Below are 18,672 nucleotides of genomic sequence, written 5' to 3'. Positions count from 1 at the left end.
GCGATGGCCGGAGGAGTGTGGTCCGGTCTTGTGCGCGATGGCCGGAGGAGTGTGGTCCGGTCTTGTGCGCGATGGCCGGAGGAGTGTGGTCCGGTCCTGTACGCGAAGGCTGGAGGAATGTGCTGAAGTCCTGTGCCGGTTGACGCGGTTCGTGCTCAGGTGGCGCGCTGCCGCGGCGCGGGCGTTAGCATGACGCTGCCCTGGGGGAGGCCGAGCAAGCCGGTCGATCAGGGGTGCGTATGCAGCCACCGCACGGGAACGCGGGGACACGCCGGATCCGGCGAACCCTGGTCACAGGGGCGCTGTTGGCCGCCCTGCTGCTGGCCGCATGCGGCGACGGGGACGGTTCGGGCGGAGGGAAGCGCGCGGGCAGCGACACGACCTGCGACGGCAGGATCGAGGGCACCGAACGCATCACGGTGTGGTTCCACACCGGGCGGAGCGGTGAACTCGACACCCTGCGCGACCAGGTGAGGCAGTTCAACAGGAGCCAGAAGCAGGTGAGGGTCGAACTGGTCGCCCTGCCCCCGACGCCGTCGTACACCGATCTGGTGGACTCCGCGGCGGCGAGCGGAGACCTTCCCGACCTGCTCGACTTCGACGGCCCGAACCTCTACAGCTACGCCTGGTCCGGCAAGCTCAAGCCGATCGACTCGTGCGTGCCCAGGAAGGTCCTGGACGATCTGCTGCCGTCGATCCGCAGGCAGGGCACGTACGCCGGACGCTTGTGGGGCATCGGGACGTTCGACTCAGGACTCGGCCTGTACGTGAGGCCGTCGGTGCTGAAGCAGGCGGGAGTGCGCATCCCGCGTGGTCCCCACGACGCCTGGACGGCCGGCGAACTCACGGGCATCCTCCGCACACTCCGCGAGGAGGGCTACGACAGGCCGCTCGACCTGTGGCTCCGTTACGCGTCGGACGGCGGCGAGTGGAACACCTACGGGTTCGCGCCGGCCTTGTGGTCGGCGGGCGGCGACCTCATCGACCCCGAGTTCCGCACGGCTGACGGCTACCTCAACGGCCCGGCGTCCGTCCACGCGCTCACCACGCTGCGGAACTGGGTCGAGGAAGGGCTCGTCGACCCGGGCAGGGACGACAGGGGGTTCGTCGAGGGCCGCAGCCCCATCTCCTGGATGGGCCACTGGAGATACGCCGAGTACACCAGAGCGCACCCGGGCGACGTGGCGATCGTGCCGCTGCCCGACTTCGGCAAGGGCACCGTCACGGGGATGGGGTCCTGGCAGTGGGGCATCACGTCGGGTGCCACCGACGGTGACGCGGTGTGGCGCTTCCTGGCGTACCTCCTGCGTCCGGAGCAGGTCCTCAGGATGAGTGAGGCCAACGGTGCGGTCCCGGCGAGGAACAGCGCGGTGAAGCTCTCCCCGGCGTACCGCGAGGGCGGTCCCGAGCGGCTGTTCCTGGAGCAGTTGCGTGACGGGGTCGCGCGGCCGCGCCCGCAGACGCCTGCGTACCCGGCGATCACCAGCGCCTTCTCCCGCGCCTTCGCGAAGATCGTCCTCGACGGCGCTCCGGTCAGGAGGACCCTGGACCAGGCGGCCAGGGCCATCGACAAGGACCTGGCCGCGCACGACGGTTACCCGCCGAGCGGGCCATGAGCTGGGGCCGGGCATCCGCGCCCCCGGCCCGCGTCCTGAGCGTCCGGGTACCGCGCGGCACGGGGCACGGATGGACGGCTCACGGCATTCCCCGGCATCCTGAGGAAGCCGCGCGGGCAGGGGCACCAGAGGCCACTCGGCCGAACTGGGCGAAGGTGGGACAGGTGGACACGAACAAGGACCCAGAAGTCCACGTGCGGCGCCGCGAGGCGGGACCCCGGCCGGGATCGGGGTGCCACCAGTACTCCACAGCGGGGTGCGCCGGGGCAGTGTGCGCCCTCGGCAGGTGCCTCGCGGGGCACCGCCGCCACCCTCAACCAGGGCGTTGAGGACCGGCTGTGCGCCGCCGACCGGCCAGACGAGACCTGCCCGCGCCACGCCGCGCGCGGGGCACGAGCCCCACGGGCGAGCCCGCGCCGGGCGTGAGTCCCGCGAGCGCATCCGCGCCGGGCGTGAGCCCTGCGAGTGCACCCGCGCCGGGCGCGAGTCCCGCGAGCCCGCCCGTGTCGGGTGTGAGCCCTACGAGCCCATCCGCGCCGGGTACGGCCCCTGCGAGTCCACTCGCGCCGGGTGTGAGCCCCGCGAGCGCATCCGCGCCGGGTACGGCCCCCGCGAGCCAACTCGCGCCCGGCGCGAGCCCCGCAGACCATTCCGCGCCAGGCGTGAGCCCCGCGAACGCACCCGCGCCGGGTACGGGTCCCAAGAGCCAACTCGCGCCGGGCGCGAGCCCCGTAAACCATGACGAACCAGGCACGAGCCCCATGCCACCCGCGCCGGACACGAGCCCAAGCCCACCCACGCCGCACACGACCCCCACAAGCGCGTCGGCGGACCGTCCCTCGCCCCCGGACCGTCCCTCACCCCCGGGCCGTCCCTCGCGCCGGGGCCGTCCCGGGATCCTCGCCCGTCTGCGCGTCGGGCCCAAGCTGATGCTCCTCGTGCTGCTGCCGGTGACCGGGCTGCTGGCCTTCACCGCCGTCGGCGCCGTGAGTCAGTGGCACGAGGCGCGGACCCTGGAGCAGTTCCGGACGGCGACCCGCGTCGCGCACGTGACCACGACCGTCACCGACGCCGTCGCCCGGGAGCGGATCGCCGCAGTCCTGGCCGGGCTGCGGCCGGGTCCGGGCGCGCTGAAGGAACGGTTCGCCGCCGAGAGCGCCACCGACCGCGCCATGGAGCGGGCCACCGCACACGCGGAGTCCTTGTCGGGGCGCACCGACGTCGCGGGCCGGCTCGACGCCCTGCGCCGCGAACTGCACGCCGTGCGCGCCCGTACGAGCACCGGCTCCCTCAGCCCCCAGGGAGTGACGAAGGGGTACGGGACCATCGAGGACCGCCTCCTGCACACCGTCGCCGACCTGGAGTCCGGCCGCCCCACCCGCAACGCGGGCCGCGCCGCCGACGCCCACCTCGCCCTCCTGCCGGCCATCGAGGCCGCCGAGCGGGAACGCGCCGAAATCGCCGTCCTCCTCGACACACCCCCCGGCAGGCGGCCCGTCGCGGTGGGCCGCTGGCAGGCGCTGGAGGAAGCCCAGTTCGACGCCTTTCGGCAGAACACCTCGCCCGCGCTGAGGAGTGAGTTGTACGCCGTACTGCTCCGGGCCCCCGGCCGGGCCGTCCGCGAGATCCGCGACAGGCTCTCCGCGCTGGACGGAACGACCGCCGGCCTCCCCTCGTACGACCGCTGGCTCACCGTCTCCACGGCACGCCTCCAGGACCTGCGCCGTATCGAGGAGAAGGCCGCGCGGGGACTGGCCGACGAGGCCGACCGCGATCTCGCCGCCGCCCGGTCCGGTGCGGCGCGGGACCTCGTCCTCTCCCTGCTCGTCCTGGGCTTCGTCACCGCGCTCGCCCTGGCCCTGCGCCGCTCGATCACCCAACCCCTCGGTGACGTGTCCGCGGGCGCCCGGGCCCTGTCGGACGGCGACCTGTCGTACGACGTCGGCTACGCGGGACGCGACGAACTCGGCGACGTCGCCGACACCTTCCGCGGCCTGCGGGAGACCAGCGAGAGGCTGGCCGGCGAGATCCGCGCCATGAACACCGCGATCGACGCGGGCCACTTCGAGCACCGCGCCGACGTCGCCTCGTTCGAGGGCACCTGGGCGCACCTGCTGCGCGGTATGAACGGCACGATGGCGTCCTTCGCCGCGGCGCACGGGCGGCGGCAGAAGGCCGAACAGGAGCTGGAGAGCATCTTCAACCTCTCCCTGGACATGCTCTGCATCTGCGACTTCAAGGGCCGCTTCAGACGCGTGAACCCCGCCTTCGAGCGGACTCTGGGCTACCCCGGCGAGGTGCTGCTGTCCAAGCCGGTCGTCGAGTTCATCCACGAGGAGGACCGGGCACGCGCGCGTGCCGCCTTCGTGCGGCTGGCGAACGGGCACGCGGTGGAGGAGTTCGACAACCGCTGTGTGCGCGACGACGGCACCGAGTGCTGGCTCGAGTGGAGCGCCTGGCCGGTTCCCGAGGAAGGCCTCGTCTACGCCGCCGCGCGCGACGTCACCGCGAGCCGCCGGGCCGCCCGCGAACAGGCCGCCCTGCGCCGTGTCGCCACCGCGGTGGCCAACGGGGTCCCGCCGTCCGAGGTGTTCGCGAAGGTCGCGGAGGAGGTGGCGGACCTGCTGGGGACCGCCGTGGCCGTACTGCGGTACGAGTCCGACGGCTACTTCACGGTCCTCGGGATCGCGCAGGACACGGAGGACAAGCACAAGCACAAGCACAAGCTCAAGCACAAGGACGAGCACGAGCACAAGGACGAGCACAAGCACAAGGACGGGGAAGCGATACCGGGAACCCCTCCCGACCCGGCGCGCGAAGCCGTGCCCGAGGACGACTGGACACAACAGGCCGTCACCGCGGGACGTTCCGCGGCCGCGCCCATCGTCGTCGACGGCCGGAGGTGGGGTGCCGTCGTCGCGGCCGCGCTGCTGGAGCCGCTGCCCGGCGACACCGAGTCGCGCCTCGCCGACTTCACCGAACTCATCGCCACGGCCATCGCCAACGCCGACAGCCGCGCCCAGCTCACCGCGTCCCGCGCGCGCGTGGTGGCGGCCGGGGACGCCTCCCGGCGCCGTATCGAGCGGGATCTGCACGACGGCGTCCAGCAGCGCCTGGTCTCTCTCCAACTGGAGCTGAGGCTGGCCGAGTCCCTGGTGACGGACCGCTCCGGTGAACTCGCCCAGCGTCTGGCCCAGGTGGGCAAGGGCCTCGACGACGCCTTCCAGGACCTGCTGCAGGTGGCGCGCGGCATCCACCCGGCCGTCCTCTCCCGGGGTGGCCTGGGTCCGGCCCTGCGCGCCCTGGCCCGCCGCTCCGCCGTCCCCGTGGACCTCGCCCTGAACCTGTCCGTGTCGCGTTTTCCCGAGCAGGTGGAGGTGGCGGCGTACTACGTGGCCTCCGAGTGCCTCACCAACGCGGCCAAGCACGCGCGCGCGACGGTGGTGACCGTCGCTGCCGAGGACCGCGACTCCGTCCTGGAACTGACGATCCGGGACGACGGAGCCGGGGGCGCGGAACCGGGCAAGGGGTCCGGCCTCATCGGGCTCATCGACCGCGTCGAGGCGGCCGGCGGCCGCCTCGACGTCAGCAGCCCGCCGGGCGGCGGTACGACGCTGACGGCGCGGCTTCCCGTCCCACAGGGCCCCGAGGGGGAGTGAGCGAGGCCGGCCCCGGCCGTTACGGCCGGCGTGGAAGGCCGCCCGGAGCGTACGCGGGGGTGTCCAATCGAGGGGGAGTCATTGGACTCGGTGACGTGCGTACGGTCCGGGCGGCCGGGACGGACGGTAGAGGCGACCGTCCGGCTCTAGGGGCGGGCGTTCCCGCTGTGCCGTGCGCCCTGACGGCGCCTGGCGCGCACGATGTCGGGGTCCCTCGGGTCGCGGAGGGCGCTGAGGGAGAGCATGTCGTCCGTCTGCCGGCGGACGGGGGCCGACCGTCGCTTCTCGATCCGTGTCTGCCGCATGTGCGCAGCCCTTCGAGCGATGTTCCGATGACCCGCCACCCCGCTTCCGGAGCGGCACGTCCCTTGCATCTGCACTGGTTCGAGCATCCCGCCGTAACGTCATGGTGTCGTCATGGCCACCCCCCAAGTAGGTTTCCGGCTAGCCGGAAGTGGCCGGTTCCGGCAGGCTGTGGTCGCGCACCGCACGGGATCGGGCAGAAGCGGACGGGGTCGGGAACATGGGCGACATGGACGATGCGGTCGCGGAACAGCGGTCCGCGCGCGGGAGGGTGGTTCTCGCCGACGACGACGTCCTGCTCCGGGAGGGCCTGGCCAGCCTGTGCGAGAGGGTCGGATACGAGGTGGCGGGCCAGGCCGGGGACGCCGTCCACCTCCTGGAACTCGTCGACGCCGAGCGGCCGGACCTCGCGATCATCGACATCAGGATGCCGCCGACCCAGTCCACCGAGGGCCTGAAGGCGGCCCGCGCCATCCGCGAGCGCCACCCCGGCACGGGCATCCTGGTGCTGTCGGCGTACGTCGAGGTCGAGGACGCCCTGGAACTGCTGGCCGGCGGCCGGCGGATCGGCTACCTGCTCAAGAGCCGGGTCACGGTGGTCGAGGAGTTCATCGAGACGCTGGAACGGATCCTGAAGGGCGGATCGGTCGTCGACCCCTCCCTGGTGCGGGAACTCGTCGTCGCGCAGCGCCGCGACGACCCGCTCGGCGTCCTCAGCAACCGTGAGCGCGAGGTCCTCGCCCTCATGGCCGAGGGAAGATCCAACGCCGGTATAGGACGCCGCCTGTGGGTCACCGAGGGCACCGTCGAGAAGCACGTGCGCAGCATCCTGGGCAAGCTGCGGCTGCCCGAGGACACCGACGACCACCGCCGCGTCCTCGCCGTCCTGACCTTCCTGGAGTCGGGCCAGCACGGCGCGTGAGCAGGGCGGGTGAGCGGGGCCCACCGGGGGCGGCGGGCTCTGTCCACAGGGCCGCCGCGATGTCGGTCCCCGCCAGTAGGGTGTGGAACATGGCCGACCCCTCCAGCTACCGCCCCAGGCCGGGACAGATCCCGGACTCACCCGGGGTCTACAAGTTCCGTGACGAGCACCGCCGGGTGATCTACGTCGGAAAGGCGAAGAGCCTGCGCCAGCGCCTGGCCAACTACTTCCAGGACCTGGCGGGACTCCACCCGCGCACCCGCACCATGGTCACCACGGCCGCGTCCGTGGAGTGGACGGTGGTGTCCACGGAGGTGGAGGCCCTTCAGCTGGAGTACTCCTGGATCAAGGAGTTCGACCCCCGGTTCAACGTCAAGTACCGCGACGACAAGAGCTACCCGTACCTCGCGGTGACGATGAACGAACAGTTCCCGCGCGTGCAGGTGATGCGCGGTCACAAGAAGAAGGGCGTGCGCTACTTCGGGCCGTACGCGCACGCGTGGGCGATCCGCGACACCGTGGACCTGCTGCTGCGCGTCTTCCCCGTGCGCACCTGCTCGGCGGGCGTGTTCAAGAACGCGACCCGTACCGGCCGCCCCTGCCTCCTCGGCTACATCGGCAAGTGCTCGGCGCCCTGCGTCGAGCGGATCTCCCCCGAGGACCACCGCGAACTGGCCGACGAGTTCTGCGACTTCATGGCCGGCCGCACCGGCACCTATCTGCGCCGCCTCGAGAAGCAGATGATGGAGGCCGCCGACGAGATGGAGTACGAGCGGGCCGCCCGCCTGCGCGACGACATCGAGGCCCTGAAGAAGGCCATGGAGAAGAACGCGGTCGTGCTCGCCGACGCGACCGACGCGGACCTGATCGCGGTCGCCGAGGACGAGCTGGAGGCGGCCGTGCAGATCTTCCACGTCCGCGGCGGACGCGTGCGCGGCCAGCGCGGCTGGGTCACCGACAAGGTGGAGGCCGTCACCACCGGCGACCTCGTCGAGCACGCCCTCCAGCAGCTCTACGGCGAGGAGACCGGCGACGCCGTCCCCAAGGAGGTGCTGGTCCCCGCACTGCCCGAGCCGGTGGACCCCGTCCAGCAGTGGCTCACCGACCGCCGCGGGTCGAACGTGTCGCTGCGCATCCCGCAGCGCGGCGACAAGAAGGCGCTCATGGAGACCGTGCAGCGCAACGCCCAGCAGGCGCTCGCCCTGCACAAGACCAAGCGCGCCTCCGACCTGACCACCCGCTCGCGCGCCCTGGAGGAGATCGCCGAGGCCCTCGACCTGGACAGCGCGCCCCTGCGGATCGAGTGCTACGACATCTCGCACCTCCAGGGCGACGACGTCGTGGCCTCCATGGTCGTCTTCGAGGACGGCCTGCAGCGCAAGAGCGAGTACCGCCGCTTCCAGATCAAGAGCTTCGAGGGCCAGGACGACGTCCGCTCCATGCACGAGGTGATCACCCGCCGCTTCAGGCGGTACCTCGCCGAGAAGGAGAGGACCGGGGAGTGGGCCGACGGCGAGGAAGCCGACGGCGAGAGCCCCCTGACCGAGGACGACGGCCGCCCCAAGCGCTTCGCCTACCCGCCCCAGCTCGTCGTCGTGGACGGCGGGCAGCCGCAGGTCGCCGCCGCCCGCAGGGCCCTCGACGAGCTCGGCATCGACGACATCGCCGTGTGCGGCCTCGCCAAGCGCCTGGAGGAGGTCTGGGTACCCGGCGAGGACGACCCCGTCGTGCTGCCCCGCACCAGCGAGGGCCTGTACCTGCTCCAGCGCGTCCGTGACGAGGCCCACCGCTTCGCCATCACCTACCAGCGCACCAAGCGGGCCAAGCGCTTCCGGGCCGGCCCGCTGGACGAGGTCCCGGGCCTCGGAGACACCCGCAAACAGGCGCTGATCAAGCACTTCGGATCGGTGAAGAAGCTGCGGTCCGCGACGATCGACCAGATCTGCGAGGTCCCCGGCATAGGCCGCAAGACGGCCGAGACGATCGCCGTCGCCCTGGCCGGCGCGGCCCCGGCCGCACCCGCCGTCAACATGGCGACCGGAGAGATCCTGGAAGACGAGGAAGACGAGATGCCCGAGACGGCGGAGGGCTCCTCGGGGGAGCCCGTGTCCGCGGGAGCCCCGGACGAACGACGGGGGCAGGAGACATGACCGAGCACGACATCCGCGAAGAAGAGCACCAGGAACACACAGCACGGCCCGAGGAAGCCCCCGCGGCAGCGGGCGAGCACGCCTCACAGCACCCAGCGCCCCAGGAAGACGGAGCACACGTGAGTACGGGCATCGAAACGGCCCCCGGGGTCCCCGAAGCGGCCATCCCCGAGCTGGTCATCATCTCCGGCATGTCCGGCGCGGGACGGTCCACGGCCGCCAAGTGCCTGGAGGACCTCGGCTGGTTCGTCGTCGACAACCTGCCGCCCGCGCTGATTCCCACCATGGTGGAGCTCGGCGCCCGCTCCCAGGGGAACGTCGCCCGGATCGCGGTCGTCGTCGACGTCCGCGGCCGCCGCTTCTTCGACAACCTCCGAGAGTCCCTCGCCGATCTGGCGGAGAAGCACGTCACCCGGCGGATCGTCTTCCTGGAGTCCTCCGACGAGGCCCTGGTCCGCCGCTTCGAGTCCGTGCGCCGCCCGCACCCCCTCCAGGGCGACGGCCGCATCGTCGACGGCATCGCCGCCGAACGTGAACTGCTGCGCGAGCTGCGCGGCGACGCCGACCTCGTCATCGACACCTCCAGCCTGAACGTGCACGAGCTGCGCGCCAAGATGGACGCCCAGTTCGCCGGCGAGGAGGAGCCCGAGCTGCGGGCCACCGTCATGTCCTTCGGCTTCAAGTACGGCCTCCCCGTGGACGCCGACCTGGTCGTGGACATGCGCTTCCTGCCGAACCCGCACTGGGTCCCCGAGCTGCGCCCCTACACCGGGCTCAACGAGGAGGTCTCCAACTACGTCTTCAACCAGCCCGGGGCCAAGGAGTTCCTCGACCGCTACGCGGAGCTGCTGCAGCTCATCGCCGCCGGTTACCGCCGTGAGGGCAAGCGGTACGTGACCATCGCGGTCGGCTGCACCGGCGGCAAGCACCGCTCGGTCGCCACGTCCGAGAAGCTCGCCGCCCGCCTCGCCTCCCAGGGCGTGGAGACCGTGGTCGTGCACCGCGACATGGGCCGCGAATGACGGCACGTGCCGCTCTGCGGCTGAGCAGGCTGCGCCGGGTCAGCCAGGAGGAGCGTGGGGGCAGGCCCGCCGAGGCCCGCGGCGGGCGGGGACGCCGGCGGGGAGCCCAGCCGAAGGTCGTCGCGCTCGGCGGCGGCATGGGCCTGTCAGCCTCACTCGCCGCCCTGCGGCGGATCACCGGCGATCTCACGGCCGTCGTCACCGTGGCCGACGACGGCGGCTCCAGCGGGCGCCTGCGCGACGAGCTCGGTGTGCTCCCGCCCGGCGACCTGCGCAAGGCGCTGGCCGCGCTGTGCGGAGACGACGACTGGGGCCAGACCTGGGCCCGCGTCATCCAGCACCGCTTCCAGTCCAAGGGCGACCTGCACGAGCACGCGGTCGGCAACCTGCTGATCGTCGCCCTGTGGGAGCAGCTGGGCGACCACGTCCAGGCCCTCGACCTGGTCGGCAAGCTGCTGGGCGCCCAGGGCCGGGTGCTGCCCATGTCGGCCGTACCCCTGGAGCTGCAGGCCCTGGTCAGGGGCCATGACCCGGGCCGCCCGGACGACGTCGACACGGTACGGGGACAGGCCACCGTGGCGCTCACCCCCGGCGAGGTGCAGTCCGTGCACCTCGTGCCGCACGACCCGCCCGCGGTCCCCGAGGCGGTCGAGGCGGTCCTGGACGCGGACTGGGTGGTGCTCGGTCCCGGCTCCTGGTTCTCCTCGGTCATCCCGCACCTCCTCGTGCCCCAGTTGCTCGACGCTCTCACGGAGACGAAGGCGCGCCGGGTGCTGTCGCTGAACCTCGCCCCGCAGCCCGGAGAAACCGAGGGCTTCTCCCCGCAGCGTCATTTGGAGGTTTTGGCACGACACGCCCCTAAACTCGCCCTGGACGTGGTGCTGGCCGACACGGCCGCCGTGCCCGACCGCGCGTCGCTCACCGACGCGGCCAAGCGGTTCGGCGCCGCGGTCGAGCTGGCGCCGGTGGCACGGACCGACGGCTCGCCGCGGCACGACCCGGAGCTGCTGGCCGCCGCGTACGACCGTATTTTTCGGATGCATGGAAGGATCGGCCCATGGCGATGACGGCAGCGGTGAAGGACGAGATCTCCCGGCTACCCGTCACCCGGACCTGCTGCAGAAAGGCGGAGGTCTCGGCGATCCTTCGGTTCGCGGGCGGGTTGCACCTGGTGAGCGGGCGCATCGTGATCGAGGCGGAGCTGGACACGGCGATGGCGGCGCGCCGGCTCAAACGGGACATCCTGGAGATCTTCGGCCACAGCTCCGAGCTGATCGTGATGGCGCCCGGCGGACTGCGCCGCGGCTCCCGCTACGTGGTGCGCGTGGTCGGAGGCGGCGACCAGCTGGCCCGTCAGACCGGGCTCGTCGACGGCCGGGGCCGCCCCATCCGGGGCCTGCCCCCGCAGGTGGTCTCCGGGGCGACCTGTGACGCGGAGGCGGCCTGGCGCGGGGCGTTCCTGGCGCACGGCTCCCTGACCGAGCCCGGCCGCTCGTCCTCCCTGGAGGTGACCTGCCCGGGCCCGGAAGCCGCGCTCGCGCTGGTCGGCGCGGCCCGGCGGCTGTCGATCGCCGCGAAGGCCCGCGAGGTGCGGGGCGTTGACCGGGTCGTCGTCCGGGACGGTGACGCGATCGGCGCGCTCCTCACCCGCCTCGGCGCCCACGAGTCCGTGCTGGCCTGGGAGGAGCGGCGGATGCGCCGCGAGGTCCGCGCCACGGCGAACCGGCTCGCCAACTTCGACGACGCCAACCTGCGCCGCTCCGCGCGTGCGGCCGTCGCCGCCGGTGCCCGGGTCCAGCGTGCCCTGGAGATCCTGGGCGACGAGGTCCCCGAGCACCTCGCGGCAGCCGGACGGCTGCGCATGGAGCACAAGCAGGCCTCCCTGGAGGAGCTGGGCGCGCTCGCCGATCCGCCCCTTACCAAGGACGCCGTCGCGGGCCGTATCCGCCGGCTGCTCGCCATGGCGGACAAGCGCGCCTCGGATCTCGGCATCCCGGGTACGGAGTCCAACCTCACCGAGGAGATGGCCGACAACCTGGTGGGATGACGGATCGTCGGACAAGTCCGACGACTCGTCAACGCGCCGGTGCCTACGCCCACTCGGGTGCTGTCGGCACCGGCGTTCCACGTAGTTGGGAACTGCGTTGCCCCGCGCCGAGGCGCCCTTGACTCGATCATGAACTGTCATGAGCCTGGCATCTGTTCGCCGCTGTGGCGAACCACTGCAAGGGGGGCTCATGAGACGAAGAGCGAGACCGATCCTCGCTGTTGGCGCACTCCTGCTCGGCGGTGCGGGACTGGCGCCCATCGCCCAGGCCGCTCAGGCGAGCGGCTCTCCCGGCGCGGAAGAGGTCAAGGTCTACCGTGCCGAGGTCACCAAGCAGCAGATACCCCTGCTGCTGGCGGCAGGCCAGGACAGTCACGAACTCGGCGAACAGGCGCCTGAGAAGGGCACAGCCACCGTCGAGGTCTACCTGACCGGCAAACAGGCCGAACAGCTGGAGCAGAAGGGCGTCGACCTCAAGGAGCACACGCTCGACGCGAGGGCCCGCGCACGCGTGGCCGCCGCCGGGGACGGGGTCTACCGGCCCTACAGCGGGGCGGGCAACCTCAAGGAGGAGATCCTGCGGACGGGCCAGAAGAACCCGTCCCTCACCAAGGTGGTCTCCATCGGCAAGACCGTCCAGGGGCAGGACATCCTGGCGCTCAAACTGACCAAGAACGCCAGGAAGACCAAGGACGGCGCCAAGCCCTCCGTCCTCTACCTGTCCAACCAGCACGCGCGCGAGTGGATCACGCCCGAGATGACAAGGCGGCTGCTCCACCACTACCTGGACAACTACCGGACCGACAAGCGCATCAAGAAGATCGTCGACTCGACCGAGCTGTGGTTCGTGCTCTCCGCCAACCCGGACGGCTACGACTTCACCCACCAGGCCGACGGCGACCGCCAGTGGCGCAAGAACATGCGCGACAACAACGGCGACGGCCGGATCACGATCGGCGACGGTGTCGACCTCAACCGCAACTTCGCCTACAAGTGGGGCTACGACGACGAGGGTTCGTCCCCGTTCCCCACCAGTCAGACCTACCGCGGCGCCGGCCCGAACTCCGAGCCCGAGACCAAGGCCCTCGACCGCTTCCAGAAGCGCATCGGCTTCGAGTACGGCATCAACTACCACTCGGCCGCCGAACTGATCCTCTACGGAGTCGGCTGGCAGGTGGCCACCTCCACCCCCGACGACGTGCTCTACAAGTCCCTCGCCGGCACGCCCGAGAACCCGGCGATCCCGGGCTACCACCCGCAGCTGTCCTCCGAGCTCTACACGACCAACGGCGAGGCGGACGGCCACGCGGCCAACGTCAACGGCACGGCCATGTTCACCCCGGAGATGTCGACCTGCGAGACGGCGTCCAACGTCGACCCGGACGACGCCTGGAAGCCCGGCGACTGCGAGTCGATCTTCACCTTCCCGGACGACGAGAAACTGATCCAGCAGGAGTTCGAGAAGAACATCCCGTTCGCGCTCTCCGTCGCCGAGTCCGCCGCGAGGCCCGACCAGCCGAAGTCGTCCGTCGGCATCGACGCCCCCGACTTCACCCCGGCCGGCTTCAGCACGTCGTACGCGCGCGGCGCCGACCAGGAGGTCTCCGTCGTCGCACGCAGGTCCGTGCGCGACAAGGAACTCAACTACCGCGTCAACGGGGGCCGTACGCACGACACGGAGCTCAAGGCCTGGAAGGGCGGCGAGAGGTACGGCGGTGAGGACAACCTGTACTTCGACGAGTACCGGGCCAAGGTCGAGGACGGTGACCCGGGCGACAAGGTCGAGGTCTGGTTCACCGGCAGGACCAGGAGCGGCAAGCGCACCTCCAGCGAGCACTTCACGTACACGGTCGCCGAGCGGCCCAGGGCGGACACGCTCGTCGTGGCCGAGGAGGGCGCTGCCCAGACCCAGGCGCAGACGTACGTGGACGCGCTGAGGGCGAACGGCAAGAAGGCGATCGTCTGGGACGTCGCCACCCAGGGCGCCCCGGACGCGCTCGGCGTGCTGGACCACTTCAGGACGGTCGTCCACTACACGGGCGCCGTCCGCCCGGGCAACGCCACCCAGCTCGAACTGCGCGCCTACCTCAACGAGGGCGGCAAGCTGATCGAGGCGGGCGAGACCGCGGGCGGCTCCGTCGACCTCGGCGGGGGCACCCTGTCGAACGACTTCAGCCAGTACTACCTGGGCGCCCACACCCGCACGTCCCTGCCGAACGCCACGGCCTTCGCGGGCAGCGGCAGGCTCGCCGGCGTCACGGGAACCCTCGGTGACGCGCCCGGCAACCCGCTGAACGCGGCCGGGTCGTTCGGCGTCACCTCCGACGCCCTGCCCGTGGAGACGTTCCCGCAGTTCGAGAGCGCCGGCGCGGGCGAGTACCCCGGGACCGTCAATCCGTTCGGCCCGTACGAGGGCGCGTCCATGGCGGCCGTCACGCACACCGACTACGCCTGGAACCGCCTCACCCGCACCATCGACCTCACCTCGGTGAGCGCCGCCGACAAGCCCGTCCTGCGCACCCAGCTGCTGTGGAACACCGAGGAGGGCTACGACCACGCGGTGCTCGAGGCGCACACCTCCGGGGCGGACGACTGGACCACGCTCCCGGAGAGCGGAGGGGCCACCTCCACCACCGTGCCCGCCGAGTGCGAGGCCGGGTACTTCATCCAGGCCCACCCCGCCCTGAAGCGGTACCTGACCCTGGGCGACGGCGGCTGCACGCCCACCGGCACCAGCGGCTCCTGGAACAGCTTCACCGGAGCCTCCGACGGCTGGCAGCAGGTCGAGTTCGACCTGTCCGCGTACGCCGGGAAGACGGTCGAGGTGTCGCTGAGCCACATCACCGACCCCGGGACCGGCGGGCGCGGCGTCCTCGCCGACAACGCCTCCGTCGTCATCGGCGGCACGGCCGGTCAGACCGACGGTTTCGAGACGTCCCTGGGCGCCTGGAGCACACCCGGACCGCCCGCGGGCAGCCCTGCGGTCGTCAAGGACTGGGGTCTGTCGGGGGCGCTGTTCAGGACATACGGAGCGGTCACCACCGGGGACAGCGTGCTGCTGGGATTCGGCCTGGAACACGTCACCGCGGCGGCCGACCGTACGGCTCTGGTGCGCAAGGCGCTGGCCGCGCTGAAGCGCTGACACCGGCCGGGCGCCGCCCGGCACAAGGTGACCGGCCGGTGACCGTTGTCAGGTGATCAGGTTGCAGAAACAGGGCGGTCCGTACCCCTACTGGCGGGTACGGACCGCCCTGCCGTGTATGGGGCGTGCTCGATGTCACTTCGGCCGCCTCAGGGAGGTAGGGTCGTATGCGGTCGGGGACATCCCATACAGCTCGCCGGTCCGCAACCGGCGTACCAACGAGGAGATCGGTTCGTGACGATCCGCGTAGGCATCAACGGCTTTGGCCGCATCGGTCGTAACTACTTCCGCGCGCTGCTGGAGCAGGGTGCAGACATCGAGATCGTGGCTGTCAACGACCTGGGTGACACCGCGACCACCGCTCACCTGCTGAAGTACGACACCATCCTGGGCCGTCTCAAGGCCGAGGTGTCCCACACCGAGGACACCATCACCGTCGACGGCAAGACGATCAAGGTCCTGTCCGAGCGCAACCCCGCCGACATCCCGTGGGGCGAGCTCGGCGTCGACATCGTCATCGAGTCGACCGGCATCTTCACGAAGAAGGCCGACGCCGAGAAGCACATCGCCGGCGGCGCCAAGAAGGTCCTCATCTCGGCTCCGGCCAAGGACGAGGACATCACCATCGTGATGGGCGTCAACCAGGACAAGTACGACCCGGCGAACCACCACGTCATCTCCAACGCCTCCTGCACCACCAACTGCGTGGCGCCGATGGCGAAGGTCCTCGACGAGAACTTCGGCATCGTCAAGGGCCTGATGACGACGGTGCACGCGTACACGAACGACCAGCGCATCCTGGACTTCCCGCACAAGGACCTGCGCCGCGCCCGTGCCGCCGCCGAGAACATCATCCCGACGACCACCGGTGCCGCCAAGGCCACCGCCCTCGTCCTGCCGCAGCTCAAGGGCAAGCTGGACGGCATCGCCATGCGCGTCCCGGTCCCGACCGGCTCGGTCACCGACCTCGTCATCGAGCTCGACCGCGAGGTCACCAAGGACGAGATCAACACCGCCTTCCAGAAGGCCGCCGAGGGGCAACTGAAGGGCATCCTCGAGTACACCGAGGACCCGATCGTCTCCTCGGACATCGTCAACTGGCCGGCCTCCTGCACCTTCGACTCCTCCCTGACCATGGCCCAGGGCAAGCAGGTCAAGATCGTCGGCTGGTACGACAACGAGTGGGGCTACTCCAACCGCCTCGTCGACCTCACGGTCTTCGTGGGCGAGCAGCTCTGACTCCCGGAGCAGGCACTTCGTTGTGAGGCAGGGCTCGGGCAGCGCAAGGGCGCGCTGACCGGGCCCCCCTTTTTGCGCCTGAACCGGCGCCGCTCTCGCGAACCTCGTTGCTCGCCGTCGTGGTTCCTCAATTGACGGCTGATGTGTTCGCGGGAAATAGACTCAGAGCCCTACCCAGGAGTCACTCTATGAAGACGATCGACGAGCTCCTCGCCGAAGGAGTCGCGGGCAAGCGGGTTTTCGTCCGCGCCGACCTCAACGTGCCGCTCGCCGGCACCACCATCACCGACGACGGCCGCATCCGCGCCGTCGTGCCCACCGTCAAGGCGCTCGCCGAGGCGGGTGCGCGCGTGGTCGTCGCCTCGCACCTCGGCCGCCCCAAGGGCGCCCCGGACCCGGCCTTCTCGCTCGCCCCCGCAGCCGCCCGCCTCGGTGAGCTCCTCGGCGACGAGGTCCGGTTCGCCACGGACACGGTCGGCGAGTCCGCCACCGCCACCGTCGCGGCCCTGACCGACGGCCAGGTGGCGGTCATCGAGAACCTCCGCTTCAACCCCGGCGAGACCTCCAAGGACGACGCCGAGCGCGGCGCCTTCGCCGACCAGCTGGCCGCCCTCGCCGACGTCTACGTGGGCGACGGCTTCGGCGCCGTCCACCGTAAGCACGCCTCCGTGTACGACCTCCCGGCCCGCCTGCCGCACGCCGCCGGTTACCTGATCGCGAACGAGGTCGCCGTCCTCAAGAAGCTCACCGAGGACGTCCAGCGCCCGTACGTCGTCGCGCTCGGCGGCGCCAAGGTCTCCGACAAGCTCGCCGTCATCGACCAGCTGCTCGGCAAGGCCGACCGCATCCTCATCGGCGGCGGCATGGCGTACACCTTCCTCAAGGCCAAGGGGTACGAGATCGGCGCGTCCCTCCTCCAGGAGGACCAGATCGCGGCGGTCACCGAGTACATCGAGCGCGCGGAGAAGACCGGCGTCGAGCTGGTCCTGCCCGTCGACGCGGTCGTCGCGTCCGCGTTCCCCGACCTGAAGACCAAGGCTCCGGCGGGCGCCACCGCCGTCGCCGCGGACGCCATCCCGGCCGACCAGATGGGCCTGGACGTCGGTCCGGAGACCGGCACGCTCTACGCCTCGAAGATCACCGACGCCGCCACCGTCTTCTGGAACGGCCCGATGGGCGTCTTCGAGCACCCCGATTTCGCCGAGGGCACCAAGGCGGTCGCCCAGGCACTCGTCGACTCCAAGGCCTTCACGGTCGTCGGCGGCGGAGACTCCGCCGCGGCCGTGCGCACCCTGGGCTTCGACGAGGGCGCATTCGGCCACATCTCGACCGGGGGCGGCGCCTCCCTCGAATACCTCGAGGGCAAGACGCTCCCCGGCCTCGCCGCACTGGAGGACTGACCCACATGAGCACGCGCACGCCTCTGATGGCGGGCAACTGGAAGATGAACCTCAACCACCTCGAGGCCATCGCGCACGTCCAGAAGCTCGCCTTCGCCCTCGCGGACAAGGACTACGACGCCACCGAGGTCGCCGTCCTGCCGCCCTTCACCGACCTGCGCTCCGTGCAGACCCTGGTCGACGGCGACAAGCTCAAGATCAAGTACGGCGCGCAGGACATCTCGGCCCACGACAGTGGCGCCTACACCGGCGAGATCTCCGGCCCGATGCTGGCCAAGCTCAAGTGCAGCTACGTGGCCGTCGGCCACTCCGAGCGCCGCCAGTACCACAACGAGACCGACGAGCTCTGCAACGCCAAGGTCAAGGCCGCCTTCAAGCACGGCATCACCCCGATCCTGTGCGTCGGTGAGGAACTGGAGGTCCGCGAGGCGGGCAACCACGTCGCGCACACGCTCACCCAGGTCGAGGGCGGCCTGAAGGACGTCCCCGCCGAGCAGGTCGAGTCGATCGTGATCGCCTACGAACCGGTCTGGGCCATCGGCACCGGCAAGGTCTGCGGCGCCGAGGACGCCCAGGAGGTCTGCGCGGCCATCCGCGGCAAGATCGCCGAGCTGTACTCGCAGGAGGTGGCCGACCAGGTCCGCATCCAGTACGGCGGCTCCGTCAAGGCGGGCAACGTCGCGGAGATCATGGCCCAGGCCGACATCGACGGCGCCCTGGTCGGCGGCGCCTCCCTGGACGCGGACGAGTTCGTCAAGATCGTGCGGTTCCGCGACCAGTAAGTGTGCGGTGGCCGCGATCCGTCGTACCCTTGCGGGGGCCGGACAGGCATGATGGACCATGCCGCCCGGCCCCCGTCGTCGATATCTGTCCGAGGAAGTTGGTCCAGCCGTGGTTATGGGGTTCTCGATCGCCCTGATCGTCTTCAGCCTGCTGCTGATGCTGCTGGTGCTGATGCACAAGGGGAAGGGCGGCGGCCTCTCCGACATGTTCGGTGGCGGCATGCAGTCGTCCGTCGGCGGCTCCTCGGTCGCCGAGCGCAACCTCGACCGGATCACCGTGGTGGTCGGTCTGCTGTGGTTCGCGTGCATTGTCGTACTCGGCCTCCTGATGAAGGTCAACAACTGACCGACAGGCCCCAGGTACGGCAACGCGTCACAGACGCACCAATC

The 18,672-nt window shown here is 71.0% G+C and carries 13 protein-coding genes; 12 read left to right on the top strand and 1 reads right to left on the bottom strand.

Features of this window, described 5'->3' with window-relative positions; genetic code table 11:
* Window positions 1–239: 239 nt before the first annotated feature.
* Both ACZ49J_RS11405 and ACZ49J_RS11400 read left to right on the top strand, forming a co-directional pair.
* Complete coding sequence (locus tag ACZ49J_RS11405) at window positions 240–1,616, top strand: ABC transporter substrate-binding protein (protein ID WP_467451259.1); 1,377 nt, start codon at window positions 240–242, stop codon at window positions 1,614–1,616.
* A 929-nt stretch (window positions 1,617–2,545) separates the two neighbouring features.
* The gene (locus tag ACZ49J_RS11400) at window positions 2,546–5,275 is read left to right on the top strand and encodes a PAS domain S-box protein (protein ID WP_467451258.1); all 2,730 of its coding nucleotides are present in this window, start codon (window positions 2,546–2,548) and stop codon (window positions 5,273–5,275) included.
* Between the two features lie 146 nt (window positions 5,276–5,421).
* On the opposite strand, the gene ACZ49J_RS11395 is transcribed toward ACZ49J_RS11400, so the two are convergent.
* Window positions 5,422–5,580 carry a hypothetical protein gene (locus ACZ49J_RS11395; RefSeq protein WP_467451257.1) on the bottom strand — a complete coding sequence of 53 codons (159 nt, stop codon included), beginning with the start codon at window positions 5,578–5,580 and terminating at the stop codon, window positions 5,422–5,424.
* Between the two features lie 227 nt (window positions 5,581–5,807).
* On the opposite strand from ACZ49J_RS11395, the gene ACZ49J_RS11390 reads away from it, so the two are divergent.
* From ACZ49J_RS11390 to secG, 10 genes are all read left to right on the top strand, one after another.
* Window positions 5,808–6,500, top strand: a complete 693-nt coding sequence (locus ACZ49J_RS11390) for a response regulator transcription factor (RefSeq protein ID WP_467451256.1) — start codon at window positions 5,808–5,810, stop codon at window positions 6,498–6,500.
* An 89-nt stretch (window positions 6,501–6,589) separates the two neighbouring features.
* Complete coding sequence (gene uvrC, locus ACZ49J_RS11385) at window positions 6,590–8,650, top strand: excinuclease ABC subunit UvrC (RefSeq protein WP_467451255.1); 2,061 nt, start codon at window positions 6,590–6,592, stop codon at window positions 8,648–8,650.
* Complete coding sequence (gene rapZ / locus ACZ49J_RS11380) at window positions 8,647–9,672, top strand: RNase adapter RapZ (protein WP_467451254.1); 1,026 nt, start codon at window positions 8,647–8,649, stop codon at window positions 9,670–9,672. The genes uvrC and rapZ overlap by 4 nt, the downstream gene beginning before the upstream one ends.
* A complete protein-coding gene (locus tag ACZ49J_RS11375; RefSeq protein ID WP_467451253.1) occupies window positions 9,669–10,739 on the top strand; it encodes a gluconeogenesis factor YvcK family protein in 1,071 nt (356 codons plus the stop codon). Before rapZ ends, ACZ49J_RS11375 begins: the two co-directional genes overlap by 4 nt.
* Entirely contained in the window at window positions 10,730–11,719 is a 990-nt protein-coding gene (gene whiA / locus ACZ49J_RS11370) for a DNA-binding protein WhiA (RefSeq protein ID WP_467451252.1), read from the top strand. The genes ACZ49J_RS11375 and whiA overlap by 10 nt, the downstream gene beginning before the upstream one ends.
* A 190-nt stretch (window positions 11,720–11,909) precedes the next feature.
* Entirely contained in the window at window positions 11,910–14,861 is a 2,952-nt protein-coding gene (locus ACZ49J_RS11365; RefSeq protein WP_467451250.1) for a M14 family metallopeptidase, read from the top strand.
* Between the two features lie 234 nt (window positions 14,862–15,095).
* The gene (gap, locus tag ACZ49J_RS11360; RefSeq protein WP_467451249.1) at window positions 15,096–16,100 is read left to right on the top strand and encodes a type I glyceraldehyde-3-phosphate dehydrogenase; all 1,005 of its coding nucleotides are present in this window, start codon (window positions 15,096–15,098) and stop codon (window positions 16,098–16,100) included.
* A gap of 188 nt (window positions 16,101–16,288) precedes the next feature.
* Window positions 16,289–17,500, top strand: a complete 1,212-nt coding sequence (locus ACZ49J_RS11355) for a phosphoglycerate kinase (protein WP_467451248.1) — start codon at window positions 16,289–16,291, stop codon at window positions 17,498–17,500.
* 5 nt (window positions 17,501–17,505) lie between these two features.
* Window positions 17,506–18,282, top strand: a complete 777-nt coding sequence (gene tpiA, locus ACZ49J_RS11350) for a triose-phosphate isomerase (protein ID WP_467451246.1) — start codon at window positions 17,506–17,508, stop codon at window positions 18,280–18,282.
* A gap of 115 nt (window positions 18,283–18,397) precedes the next feature.
* The gene (gene secG / locus ACZ49J_RS11345; protein WP_040258376.1) at window positions 18,398–18,628 is read left to right on the top strand and encodes a preprotein translocase subunit SecG; all 231 of its coding nucleotides are present in this window, start codon (window positions 18,398–18,400) and stop codon (window positions 18,626–18,628) included.
* The last annotated feature ends 44 nt before the right edge of the window (window positions 18,629–18,672 follow it).

The sequence above is a fragment of the Streptomyces sp. NPDC030840 genome (assembly GCF_055572015.1).
This window is presented reverse-complemented; position numbering and strand designations above follow the sequence as displayed.